This is a genomic window from Hahella sp. NBU794, assembly GCF_050749805.1.
In the GTDB taxonomy this organism is placed as follows: domain Bacteria; phylum Pseudomonadota; class Gammaproteobacteria; order Pseudomonadales; family Oleiphilaceae; genus Hahella.
Genome location: NZ_CP192738.1, coordinates 948,782 through 961,940, shown reverse-complemented (window position 1 = coordinate 961,940; position 13,159 = coordinate 948,782). Strand labels below are relative to the sequence as shown.

Here is a 13,159-nt window from a genome sequence, read left to right as displayed (position 1 = left end):
TCCCGGGTCTCACTACAGACGAAACATAAGGGGCGTTCACGCCCCTGCTCCCACGTTCTCCTAGAAATTCGCAAGGGATTTCGGCCTCTCTATATAAAAACCTTGCACGTAATCGACGCCCAGCTTTTGCAGCATCTCCAATGACTCTTTGGTTTCTACCTGCGGAGCGATAATTTCACGTCCTAAGTAGTGCGCCATTTCCGTCATGGAGCGAATCATCGTCTGATCATTTTGATCGGTCGCCACGTCTTTAACAAAAGAGCCGTCCACCTTAATCAGGTCTACGGGCAACTGTTTGAGATATTGATAGGAGGCCATGGCGGTGCCGAAATCACCCAGGCAAAAACGGCAGCCATATTCTTGTAGCTCCACGATAAATTCGGAGACATCGCAGAGATTCGAGATCGCCGCCGCTTCTGTGATTTCGAAGCACATTTTGTCCATAGGGCAGTCGTATTTGGTCAACCGTTCAAAGATAAACTCCAACAACCCCTCATCATTCAGAGAGTGACCGGAGAGGTTAATGCTGACCCCGCCCATGGTTTCAATCTGCTGTCGATTCTTCGACATCCAGTCCAGCATATGTCCAACCACCCAGCGATCCACCGCCTGCATCCGCTTATACGTTTCCGCTGCGCGAACAAAGTCTCCGGCTGGAATCAGGTTGCCATTGTCATCATATATACTGAGCAGTATCTCGTACTGGGCGCCCATCTTGGCGGCGGGGTGCAGCGGTATGATTTTCTGACAACGCAACAGTACCCGCTCGTTCTCCAGCTCTTTACCCAAACTCGCGACTTTTGAAGCGATTGCGTCTCGTCTGGCAATCAGGGCCTGATCGACATCAAACTCCTCAACTCGATTGCCTCCTTTGCTCTTGGCTCGACGAGCAGCCTCTTCAACAGCCTGCATCATATGAGGCACATCCAGCACGCCACCACTGACCTCGACGTAACCAATACTCGCGGAGACAGAGAAGACGTTGCTTTCCCACTGCAGCTGATATTGGCGTAGCGCTGTGGTGATTTTCTCCACCGCCGCCGTCGCCTCGCCTTCCACTAGCAACATGAATTCATCGCCGCCAAACCGGCATACCAGCGTCTTCGGCGTAAAAAGCGCCTTCAATAAGCCTGCGATATCCTTCAACGCCTGATCGCCCGCCTCAATACCGGCTGACTCGTTGATCAGGCGGAACTGCCCAAGACTGACCAGCAGCCCGACAAACTTATCGCCATCACTGGATTGAGAAAGTTTCACCAACGCCTGACGCTCGAACTCCTTACGCTGGATCAGCCCCGTCAATTCATCATGTGAGGACGCGTGGCTAAGCTGCTCATAAAGATCCTGCACCATGGCGTCCAGACCTTGATCGACCACAGGGGTATCCACCGACTCATCCGGCGCGGCGATGCCTTTCTGCAGGTAGGCCGCCAGCGTCAGCGCGTCCAGGTCTATCACCTTCATGCCCTGATGGTTCACGAACACATAACGTGAAAAGCTGCGGCCGACCCAGACCAGCCGGATAAACTCAGCCTCCTTCTCGTCTCGCTCTAATCGCAGCCAATCCCCTACCTTCAGTTTTTGCGCCCGCATCAGCCAGCGTTGCAGCCCTCTTTGCCTGGCTTCGCCCAGCAACTGCACGCCCGGATCACTGCTTTCGTCACGATTATCCGGCATGGTCACCATTTCAGGCGCCGCCTCGACGCTACGTACGAGAAGGCGTTTAAGCTCGTCGCGGATATGGCCGGACGGCATATGATTGGAGGAGATAGCGGAAAGGCCGTCCTGAATAATGCGCAGCAGTTCCGGCAAGTTGAATTCAAAACTGGGGTCATCGCCGACATGGATCAGCGTATCCAGAACGCTCAGATAGTCATACCAAGCCTGACTAGAGGCGCCTTGTCGAATATAGGTCAGCGACAACAAATCCCGCCAGCCGCCATTCAGCAGCGTCGCCACTGCTCTAGGCACCTTCTTGCCGGCGATGCGTTGCTCTATCTCGTCAATCACCGCCTGCTTGGCTTCCTCGACTTTCTGCTGCCCTTCCGCCGCCGCGGTGACTCTTTCCACATTCCGCCGATAGAGTAAATTCTGCCGCTCCAGCAATTCATCCAGTTCCGCCAGCGCTTCATCAAATACGCCCGGATCTCGTTCGTGATCCACCTGAATACGATGAATGAGCGTGTTGATACGCTCCAGGGCCGTTTGACTGCTCCGCCCCCCTTTGACGCCGATCTGCGCAATACGGTTAATGACCTTATGCGCCGTATTTTCATTCTGCTCCAAGAAGTCAGGGTTGCGCATCAGCAGGCGCAGAACCGGCAGCTCCAGCCCTTTGATCTGCATCTTGGCGATTCCGCTCAACTTCTGGTTTTTCAAAAGGCTGGCGAAAAAGCGATCCACCACATCCAGTGCTTTGTCCTGCTCCGCTCCAAAGGATTTCAAACCTGCTTCATTATTCTGCAGCACGCTGAACAGGCGCTCACGCAGCCCAGATTCTTCTAGACTGACGCCATCCCCAGGCGGAGCCTGCTGTACCGACTGCAAGTTAAATAATATTTCTTCATTGCGAAACTGAGGCGCTTCGGATGCTTTTGGAAATGGAGGAGCCTGCTGCTCTTTTTGCTTCAACAAGGCGCGATTGCTTTCCAGAATTTCAAACAGCTTGTTCACCGCCGCGAAGCTGGTTTCCGCATCCGCCAGGTAGCCGTGCATATCCCTTTCGCCCTGCGCTCCTGAGGGCGGAGGGTTTGAGTCTGGGGCAGTGACGGGCTTGGCTGGCTGTTTGGACTCCTCTTGGTTTGAGCCCATCAACTTTTGACGCAATTGCTCAGCGCGCTCTTTATCCTCCGCACTGAACGAGTCCTGTTTGCTCTCTGCTGGCGGTTTCTTTGCACTTTCCTCTTCCGCCGCCTTCTTTTCCCCCTCTGGAGTGCTCATGTATTTCGACAAATCGAGATTGGGCAGCACTCCCCGCCGAACCAACAGGTCATTGAGTTCCGCGTACACGGGCCCGAGTTCGGCCAACACCGTGCGCTCAAACACTCTCAGACACAAGCGTTCCGCTGGCAGAGGTAAATGCAGTTGAATTAAGGTGTCACGCAAGGCGTAACATAAAAGCGGCGGCCCCACTGCATTGTTATATCCCTTGTTGCAAACCACTCCGGCGGCGTCCAGGCGCATCTTCAACTGCACCAGCACAGCCCGATAGGTGGTTTCCGCCTTTGTGACCATGACTTTCAGCGTGAGCCAGTCTTCAAACTCGGACTTATCTATTAATGATAAGTCCGTCCGCTCTTCTTCCTTTTTAGCGGAGCTCTCTGCTCGGGGCGTCAACGCTTGACCAACATGTTTGAAAAACTGGCTGGAAAAAATTTCGTTCTGCTTCGCCAGGGCAATAGCGGCGTCGGCAAGTTGCGAGCGTTGGTTATCCGTAGGCGCAGTATTAATGGCCTCGTCGAAGCTTTTCGGCAAGGCGCGCAGATAAGTATCAAACAGGGGCGTCAAATGCTGATGAATGACCCGCTCGCACTGCCTCATCAACAGCGAGGCGGAGTCTGTGGAGCTCTTGGGAGCGCCAGGCCCAATGTTCTCGGCGCCACAAATGCGCAGTAAAGCAGTCACCGCCGCCATATTGCCTTCCGCGAAACTTCCTCCCATAGCGCCGTCGATAGCCCTTACCACATTCACCTTCAGCTCATGGTTGCGATTCACGAAAGGATCGATAAAACTCACTTGTACGCGCTGACCGGCGGTAAAGCCGCTATGCTTGAGGCGTTGAGCCGTCTCTGTGGGATAAGTGACATAAACGCCTTCCGGGCAGAAATCCGCAATGGTGCATGACAGGCCGCTCAATCCCTTAAAGTCGAGAGATGCGCTCAACTGTATGGGGCGCCGTTGACTCGCACGCCGCTCCTGTTCTCTGCCGCTGATTTCGGACATGGGTTTCTGTTGGTTAAGTTTATTAACTAAGAAGGCGCCGGTCGCCGTTATCGCTCCGCCCGCATCAGAGCGCTATTACCAGTATAGACAGCCAATAAATTTTTGGAGAAAGAGTTCGCCGATGGCTTTACTAAAAAAAACCTTTCCTTTATCTCCAGTTATAAAACTTTTACCTCTGTTACTGATGGGGTTGCTGGTTCTGGGAGGCTGTCAATCTACGGGGTTTATGCTGCAGGCGATTCAGGGACAGTGGGAGATTCTGCAGAAAAAGCGCCCCATTGAAGAGATCGTGCAGGAAGACGCGACGCCCGCCAACCTCCGGGAACGGCTTGAGTATGTCATCCAGGTCAGAGAATTCGCCGCCGCCTCTTTGCATCTTCCCGTGGAGGAAGCCTATAGCGAATATGCTGACCTTGAGCGTCCCTATGTCGTTTGGAACGTTTTTGCCGCGCCAGAATTTTCTATGCGCAGTAAAACCTGGTGTTACCCCGTCGCAGGCTGCGTCGCCTACCAGGGTTACTTCGCCGAGCAGCCCGCCCATGAGGCTGCTGAAGCATTGGCGAGTGAAGCGTTCGACACCCATGTAGGCGGCGTCCCGGCCTACTCAACCTTGGGCTGGTTCGACGACCCGGTCCTGAACACCTTTATATGGTATGACCCAGTGGACTTAGCTGGGCTGCTTTTCCATGAATTGGCGCATCGCAGGCTGTATATAAAGGGAGACACCGCTTTCAATGAGAGTTGGGCGACCGCCGTCGAGCAGGAAGGAGTGCAGAGATATATCCAATACACTTCCAGCACCTCCTCTCAGAATACTCCACTACTTCTCAGCGCCTACTCTGCAAACGCCATTAACGCGCGCTACGCCGAACGCGCCCAGAGCCGGGAACAGTTCGTCGCCTTGGTGAAACAAACGATTGGTGAACTGGAAGCGCTTTATAAAGAAGACATATCTGCGGAAGACAAGCGCACCCGCAAGACGGAAATTATTGAGACATTACGCACCCGGTACGCAGAGCTGGCGCAACAGCGCAAGATATCTTCAGGCTATGAGCGTTGGTTCAACGCGCCAATCAACAACGCCAAGTTACTGACCGTCGCTAATTACCACCAATGGACGCCTGGATTGCGCTACAAAATCCGCGAGCTGGGCGACCTCAATGCATTTTATCAGTGGTCGGAATCCTTGACTGACCTGACTAAAGAGGAACGCACGGAGGTATTGAGAAAACTGAATGAACTGGCGCAGTCAAGCGTGGCCAGTTCACATGAGAGCAAGACAGATAAATAGAGGGCGGCGAGCGCCTAGTCCAGATTTTTCACAAACACCTTCGAGTTGCGTTGCAGGTTATACATGCTTTGCTTTTTCACCGGCAAATCCGCTACCTGCCCTAACTGAAAACCCCGTTCGATAAACCAGTGGGCTGTTTGCGTGGTCAGAACAAAGAGTTTGCTCATATTGGCGGATTTGGCGCGCCGCTCAGCGTAGGCTAACAGTTGGTCGCCACGGCCCTGCTTGCGGTAGCTGTTTCTGACCGCGACACAGGCCAGCTCCACGCAGCGCTCATCTTCGAACTGATAAAGGGCGGCGCAGCCAATGATAGCGCCGTCGCGATCATCTACGATGAAGTTACCAATTTCCTGCTCCAACAGCTCGCGAGACCGCCTTACCAGTATGCCCTGCTCCTCCAGAGGCCGGATCAGCGCCAATATGCCGCCGACATCGTCAATGGTTGCAGGGCGAATCTCATCATAGGAATCATCGGTGATTAAGCTGCCTACGCCATCACGCGTAAACATTTCTTGCAGTAAGGCGCCGTCTTCCGCATAGCTGATCAGATGCGCTCGCCGCACGCCATTTTGTAAAGCGCGACAAACTGAAGAAAGTTGCCGGTATTCTTCTGTGTCGGAGGATAAATTTTGCAAATGCTGCAATGCATCATTCACTGACAAATCACGCAGAACGCCGCCATCCGGCCCAGTCAGCCCGCGTTTAGGGCCAAAGACGATCAGTTTATCCGCCTTCAACGCCACTGCAGCGGAAGCCGCTACATCTTCACAAGAGAGATTGAAGACTTCTCCAGTCGGCGAATATCCTAAGGTAGGCAACAGGACGATCTGCCCCATCGCCAATAACTTGTGAATGGGCTCCGCCTGCACTTTACGCACAAAACCCGTATGACAGTGGTCAACCCCATCCACCACCCCCACAGGTTTGGCGATGACAAAGTTGCCGCTGATCACCTGCAACGCAGCGCCGTGCATGGGTGAGTTCACCAGCCCCATGGACAGCTTGGCTTCCAACTCCGTGCGCAAACGTCCAACCGCTTCACACACGCAGGGCAACGCCTCCCCATCAGTAATACGCACGCCATGATGATGGTGGGATTGCAGGTCGGACTCCTGCAGTCTGGCCTCAATCTGCGGTCTGGCGCCGAAAGCCACAACCAGACGCAGGCCCAGACTGTTGAGCAGAGAGATATCCTGCACAATTGTATTTATTCCAGCATGCGCCAGCGCTTCGCCAGTAAGAAGAATAACGACGGTCCTGCCACGATAGGCGTTAATATAAGGCGAAGAATGTCGGAACCAGTAAACCTGCTGCGCTGGATCGCGTTGCACGGCGCCGCCGGATTGCGCACCGAGGGAGGGAGGTTTTTCCTGATTTAATTCATTCATAGTCGCCAGTCTCAATTCTTTCCTGGGCGTATCCCAGGCGGTTAATCCAGCCATACGCTCATACTGAAGCTCAACTCACTCTCCAGCAGAAGCGACTGCCGCTTAGCATAAGGCAATTTGCAGATTTGAAAAGTCCGGGGAAATAACTTATTCGGAGCACTAAGCACTATAGACACAGACGTCGTATAAGCTCTTCCAGCAGTTTCATCATAGGGGGAATTCGATCCAGAGACACGTATTCATCAGGCTGGTGCGCCTGATCAATGTCTCCAGGACCCAGGACAACCGTTTCCGCTCCCAACTGCTTGAAAAACGGGGCTTCCGTCGCAAACGCTACGGTTCCGGAGGCTTTGCCCGTCAGCTCTTCGCATATGCGAACCAAGCGACTGTCTTCACGTTCCTGGAAACTGTCTACGCCGTCAAACAGAGGACGTAACTGAATATCTACTTCATGCTTTTCCGCAATGCTACGCAATTGGCTGCGTATACTGTCACGCACCATCTCCATGGGCATTCCCGGCATTAAGCGCACGTCGTACTGCAGTTCGCAACTTTTACAGATTCTGTTGGGGTTGTCGCCGCCATGGATGCACCCCAGATTTAAGGTTGGATAAGGGATCTCAAAACCAGGATTGCTGTATTGCTCCACCCATGACGAGCGCAACTCTCTCAAACTGATCATCACATCCGTCATCGCCTCCAGCGCATTGCGTCCCAACGCGGGTTGCGACGAATGGCCAGAACGGCCCTCTACTTTGATGGCGTCCATCAAAATGCCTTTGTGCTGCCGAATGGGTCGCATACCGGTCGGCTCACCGATGACGACATAGTCGCCGTAATTTTTGGCCGCCTGCATGAGCCGTCGCGCGCCATCCATTGAGCTTTCTTCATCCGCAGTAGCGATCAATGTCACCGGCTTGCGTAGATACGGCAGGGCTGCCGCCAAGGCGGCCAGCGCCAGAGCGAAAAAACCTTTCATATCGCAAACGCCCAAGCCGTACCACTTGCCATCCCTTTCACTCAGCTTGAACGGATCGCTATTCCAGGCGCCATCGTCATAGGGCACTGTATCCGTGTGCCCCGCCAGCACTAAACCACCTTCGCCCTGCCCGGCCTTGGCGACTAAATTCCATTTATCGCCTGCTTCGTTCACTGGCAATAACGCAACATCCATCCCCAGGGTTTCGCACCATTGCGCCAATCGCTCCACCACAGGGCGGTTACTTTGATCCCATCGCGGCAATGTGCTGCTCACGGAAGGAATGGCGACTAGCTCGCGGATCATGGTTTCCAGCTTCGGCAGTTCGGGCATGCGCACTCCTCAGGCTTGAATGTTAATAACGGCCCCCTTCAGGCAGCCGCGTTATGGCTATTTATATACCTTAATCTCTGCAATATCGCGCTTCTTGATATGGAAGCTCACCGACCCCGTCTGCAATGGCACAGCTACGTCTATCTGGTATTCCAGCACTTTTTCGATGCTGCCTTCGATCAACTTACCGGAATTTTCCTTCAGCCTAACGGGATACCCCACATATGCATCAAGCTCTTCCACTTCGACTTGACGATAAGCCTTTTCAACCTTGGGCGGCGGCGGTTTGGGAGCTTCCACAACCACAGGCGGCGGCGACAGAAACGCCTTCAACTTAGCCTGATCGATGGTTGCGCTCAAATCCGGGATCATGACTTGGTTCATGCGGAGTTGCAGCCCCAGCGCATCTACGATGGAGCTCATGTCCATAAAGGCCAGCAAGCTGTAGTCCAGCTCATCAACGGGGTTCACAATAACCTCAAACACCCTGCCGTCTTTCAAGTAATCAGCGTATGCTCCAATCAAGTCTTGGTTTAAAGTAATGCCGGCTTCCGCCATCCGCTGAACCGTCTTATCAACGCTACCTTGTATAAATTGCGCTGGAGAGTCTCCCGTCTTTCGGGTACAAAATGAACTTAGGCGTTTATTGAAAGACGCATCCTGATGCACATAAGAAAGATATTTCACCCGTGGAAATTTACCGCCTTCACTAGAAGGCATAGATAAAGCCCCATCGAAGTCAATCTGTCCTTGAATGTTATTCATTCCCTGGATATCAATATTAAAGAAAATACTACTATTCGCAGATACTGGTTCATTGCGATATCCCCAGGATGCATCGACTCTTAAACGGTCATAACCCAGCTCTCTTAACTCTTTAAACTCAATCTCTTCTACGTCGCCACAATTGATCGCCAAAAGATCGTTGAAATTATGCGAGCCGTCTTCCGGAGATTTATAGTTTTCCCAAGTATCAACCGTTGGGAAGTTTGCATTAGTCACCGTAATTTCAAAAGCATCTGGCGCACTAGCATTTGGGCTGTGCGGAGAACGCCGATTTAACGGTGAGTAATAATCCAGCATGGCGAATACTGATGGAAACTTCAGACTAATTTCCTGAATAGGAATAGTCTCCCTTAACTGATAAGGGGTAACTTTAATATCCTTAATAATTATCTCGCCTTCCAGGTTGGAGCTGATCCAGCCGTAATCCACCGCCATATGAAGCGCCGTCGCTTCTTTAAATTTAGCGATAGCCTGATCCGTCTGATACCAGACCAATCCTTTGAACGCCCCATAGGCCCCTAATACAACTAAAAAAGTAGTGACTATAAATTTCTTCATGAGGTCAGCATCCGAATATTTGCTTACTAATCAATGCGCGACTTAATTAAAGCAGCCTAGTCCGCAAAAACAAACAGGCCCGGTGTGAACCGGGCCTCAGCCTGAAGGCTTTTCTGCGGTTTGGCGCTAGATCAGGCGTCGTCGCAGCCTTTGCGGGTTATCAAGGTGCCTACGCCTTCATCGGTAAAGATTTCCAGTAGCGTGGCGTGGGGAACCCGGCCGTCGATGATATGGGCGCTATGCACGCCATTTTTCACCGCTGACAGGGCGCATTCGATCTTGGGCAGCATTCCACCGTGAATAGTGCCGTCAGCGATCAGTTCGTCGACTTGCTTTGTGCTCAGGCCAGTCAACACTTTGCCTTCCTTATTCATCAGGCCGGCAATATTGGTAAGCAGCATCAGCTTTTCCGCCTGCAGTACTTCAGCAACTTTACCTGCGACCAGGTCAGCGTTGATATTGTAGGAGGCGCCATCCTGCCCGACGCCAATAGGCGCAATGACAGGGATGCAATCGCTGTCAGTGAGCATGGTGATGATATCTTTGCGTACGCCCGTTACTTCCCCGACATGACCAATGTCGATGATCTCCGGTTTTTGCATATCAGGCGTGGCGCGGGTGACTTCCAGTTTTCGCGCAGTAATGAAGTTGGCGTCTTTACCAGTCAAACCGATAGCTTTACCGCCATTGCGGTTGATCAGGGCGACGATGTCTTTGTTAACCGAACCGCCCAGCACCATTTCCACCACATCCATGGTTTCACTGTCCGTGACACGCAGTCCGTTTATAAAACTGGATTTGATATTTAGTCGCTGCAGCAAATCTCCGATCTGCGGGCCGCCGCCATGCACAACGATAGGATTGATCCCTACCAGTTTCATCATGACCACATCTCGGGCGAAGCTGTTTTTCAACTCTTCATCCGTCATGGCGTTGCCGCCGTATTTGATCACAATGGTTTTCCCCGCAAAGCGCTGTATGTAAGGCAGCGCTTTGCTCAATACCGCCGCAACCTGGAGGGCGTTATCTCGATCAAGCATAATTCCGTTAGTCTCCTGCGAATCTCAATGCACAGTTTCAGCGAGCCCAATCCCGGACCCGCTGTGATTTAAAAAGGAATAGACAAAGAAGGGTCCACGGCCAACAACTGGTCGCGGAAAACTTTTTGAATGCGCGCCAGCGCTTCCTGACTCTCCGCTTCAAAGCGCAGCACCAGCACTGGCGTGGTATTGGAAGCCCTGCACAGGCCCCAGCCATCAGCGTACTCAACTCTCACGCCATCAATACTGGACACGTTACCGTCGCCCCAGGATGCGTTTTGAGACAGTTTTTCCATGACCATAAACTTGCTGCTGTCACTGACCGCAACATTGATTTCCGGGGTGGAAACATCTTCCGGGAACTCGTCAAACACAGCGTCTGCGTTGCGCTCATCGATACCAAGAATTTCCAACAGACGAGCGGCGCTGTATATGCCATCGTCAAAACCGAACCAGCGCTCCTTGAAGAAAATATGGCCGCTCATCTCTCCCGCCAACAATGCGCCCGTCTCTTTCATCTTGGCCTTGATCAGGGAGTGTCCGGTCCGCCACATGATCGGACGGCCGCCATAGCTGGAAATAAGGGAGTTCAGTCGGCGGCTGCATTTCACGTCGAAAATAACATCAGCGCCGGGATTACGGGAAACGACATCCTTGGCGAACAACATCAACAGACGGTCCGGCCAGATAATCTTGCCTTTCGCCGTAACCACGCCTATGCGGTCGCCATCGCCATCAAAGGCCACGCCGATATCCGCGCCCACTTCCTTCACCTTCGCGATAAGCGCCTGCAGGTTCTCCGGCTTGCCTGGGTCTGGGTGGTGATTTGGAAAGTTGCCATCCACCTCGCAGAACAGCGGCGTTACTTCGCAGCCCAGTTCTTCAATCAGCTTGGGCGCAATATCGCCAGCAACGCCATTACCCGCATCCAACACCACTTTAAGCGGCGCAGCAACAGCAATATCATTGACGATAGCGTCGATATAATTCTGGCGGATATCCTGATTTCTCAGCTCCCCCTGCCCTTTAATATAGTTCTGCGTACGTATCCGCTGCAGCAGCTTCTGAATCTCCGCCTGCGCCAATGTATCTCCCGCCAACATCATCTTAACGCCGTTATATTCGGCGGGATTATGGCTGCCAGTCACCATCGCGCCAGAGAGCGTTTGCGTATGATGCGCAGCAAAATAAAGCACTGGTGTGGGCACCAGCCCCACATTAATGACATTAACGCCGGTCGCCATAATCCCTTGCGCCAGCGCCTTCGCCAAGGCGGGACTGGATTCACGGCCGTCATAGCCCAGACACATATCCGTCACATTTTTCTGGCGCGCTTCAGAGCCCAGCGCTCGCCCGATCTCATACACCACTTTAGCGTCCAGGGTATCGCCCACTACTCCGCGAATATCATAGGCCCGGAATATGGTATCGGAGACATTCACGACCTGGGATTCATTCACCTCCATTGACGCGCCCTCGCCAAAGTCGGAGGCAGGCTCGTCATCGTGTAACCCCAGCAGATCGTCGTCCTCTCCCAGCATGCTGATATCCAGCGCATCATCATTAAACAGCGGCGCAGCCTCCTCTTTGGCAGGCTGAGGCGCTTTCTTAGCCGGAGCCGCCTCAGCCCCTGAGTCAGCAGCCGTGGCTTTGGATTTAGTGGGGATTGAGCGCTTCACAACTGTCTGACGCGCCTGATCCAGCAACACGACCATAGAATGGAACGCAAGCAAAGAGATCTTGGGTGAACTCGGCTTTTCTCCCATGATGCAGGCTTGGCCAAATGCAGTAACTGCGGAAATATCCTTGCGCACCTTCTTCGTAAGCAAAAACACGGGCGCAGCCGCCAATCCCGCTGCCAATAAAGCAATAGCGAGCGCGACGATCCACAACATCTGGTCGCTATATGAAAAGCGGGCGGTCTCGTTAGGGTAATACGCCACTTGCCATTGCGGCAGCGCCGTACCGCCCACAAGCTTGTCGCCTGAGCCTTGGCCATGTTCTATCACCACTCGTTGCTGTCCGCCAACGGACTGCAACAACTGATACTTCCCGCCGCCAGTCTGGCGCCAGGTCGGCTCAAGAATCTCAGTGCTGAACATCACTAAAACCGTGCCCACAATCACGTTGGAATCTGTTTGCACCGGCTTTACGACCTGAATAAACCATTTTTCGTTTGATACGAAGGCTTCCAGGCGCACCGCCTTGCCTTGCTCTACATTACGCACCATATCCAGGCTGGCGAAGCTCACCGGCACCGGAGATTCCGTGTCGCGCACGCCTCTTCCCTTCTGAAACGCCACCGCCCGCACTGCGGCAGGCAACGTTTTAGTGGCGATACCTGTAACTTGCGCACGCACTTGATCATCCACAAATCTGGCGGCGTCCACACTGCCCGCCAAGACTGCAACCTGATCCTCGATAAATTTCAGACGGTTATTAATGACGGACACCGCCGCATCCAGATTACTCTTCTGGGTCGCGGCATTGACTTCATCCACCAAGGGCTGCAATACCGTGGCTTTTAATACAAAAGCGGTGATGACGACGCAAACCGCCGCCAAGGCTGCGCTCAATCCGGCAAAAAGCCCCGGACCGGCAAGCCCTTTGGTTTCCGTCTGTTTGCTTTTATTCGCTGGGGCCGGCTTGGGCTTCTTTGCGCCGTTACCGTTCGCTTTGCCGTTAGTCTCCGCCTGCTTCTTTTTCATCGGTTTCATTGATAAGCCAATTTACCTTTTGTTCGCATTTCGCCACATGGCCTCAGCACGCCCTTCGCACACTGAAGCTAACGTCATGTAAAGAATACACATTTACTGCAACTCGGCCTACGCCGCTTAGTTGC

The 13,159-nt window shown here is 53.2% G+C and carries 7 protein-coding genes; 1 reads left to right on the top strand and 6 read right to left on the bottom strand.

What is annotated here, in order from left to right:
• Positions 1-60: 60 nt before the first annotated feature.
• The gene (locus ACQYWX_RS04280) at positions 61-3,942 is read right to left on the bottom strand and encodes a DUF1631 family protein (protein ID WP_431687998.1); all 3,882 of its coding nucleotides are present in this window, start codon (positions 3,940-3,942) and stop codon (positions 61-63) included.
• A gap of 121 nt (positions 3,943-4,063) precedes the next feature.
• Here ACQYWX_RS04280 and ACQYWX_RS04275 point away from each other — a divergent pair, with 121 nt between their 5' ends.
• Positions 4,064-5,233, top strand: coding sequence for an aminopeptidase (locus ACQYWX_RS04275; RefSeq protein ID WP_431687997.1), 1,170 nt, complete (start codon positions 4,064-4,066; stop codon positions 5,231-5,233).
• Positions 5,234-5,247: 14 nt separating this feature from the next.
• Here ACQYWX_RS04275 and argA read toward each other — a convergent pair whose 3' ends face one another.
• From argA to ACQYWX_RS04250, 5 genes are all read right to left on the bottom strand, one after another.
• Complete coding sequence (gene argA / locus ACQYWX_RS04270) at positions 5,248-6,621, bottom strand: amino-acid N-acetyltransferase (RefSeq protein WP_431689496.1); 1,374 nt, start codon at positions 6,619-6,621, stop codon at positions 5,248-5,250.
• A 166-nt stretch (positions 6,622-6,787) separates the two neighbouring features.
• Entirely contained in the window at positions 6,788-7,933 is a 1,146-nt protein-coding gene (gene argE / locus ACQYWX_RS04265) for an acetylornithine deacetylase (protein ID WP_431687996.1), read from the bottom strand.
• Positions 7,934-7,990: 57 nt separating this feature from the next.
• Positions 7,991-9,277: a hypothetical protein gene (locus ACQYWX_RS04260; protein WP_431687995.1), complete on the bottom strand. Its 1,287-nt coding sequence runs from the start codon at positions 9,275-9,277 to the stop codon at positions 7,991-7,993.
• 131 nt (positions 9,278-9,408) lie between these two features.
• Complete coding sequence (gene argB, locus ACQYWX_RS04255; protein WP_011394984.1) at positions 9,409-10,317, bottom strand: acetylglutamate kinase; 909 nt, start codon at positions 10,315-10,317, stop codon at positions 9,409-9,411.
• 68 nt (positions 10,318-10,385) lie between these two features.
• Positions 10,386-13,034, bottom strand: a complete 2,649-nt coding sequence (locus ACQYWX_RS04250; protein ID WP_431687994.1) for a phosphomannomutase/phosphoglucomutase — start codon at positions 13,032-13,034, stop codon at positions 10,386-10,388.
• Between the last annotated feature and the right edge of the window lie 125 nt (positions 13,035-13,159).

Coding starts and splice junctions, on each gene's coding strand:
- ACQYWX_RS04250 (WP_431687994.1), bottom strand. CDS start 13,034: ATGAAACCGATGAAAAAGAAGCAGGCGGAGACTAACGGCAAAGCGAAC.
- argE (WP_431687996.1), bottom strand. CDS start 7,933: ATGCCCGAACTGCCGAAGCTGGAAACCATGATCCGCGAGCTAGTCGCC.
- ACQYWX_RS04260 (WP_431687995.1), bottom strand. CDS start 9,277: ATGAAGAAATTTATAGTCACTACTTTTTTAGTTGTATTAGGGGCCTAT.
- ACQYWX_RS04275 (WP_431687997.1), top strand. CDS start 4,064: ATGGCTTTACTAAAAAAAACCTTTCCTTTATCTCCAGTTATAAAACTT.
- argA (WP_431689496.1), bottom strand. CDS start 6,621: ATGAATGAATTAAATCAGGAAAAACCTCCCTCCCTCGGTGCGCAATCC.
- argB (WP_011394984.1), bottom strand. CDS start 10,317: ATGCTTGATCGAGATAACGCCCTCCAGGTTGCGGCGGTATTGAGCAAA.
- ACQYWX_RS04280 (WP_431687998.1), bottom strand. CDS start 3,942: ATGTCCGAAATCAGCGGCAGAGAACAGGAGCGGCGTGCGAGTCAACGG.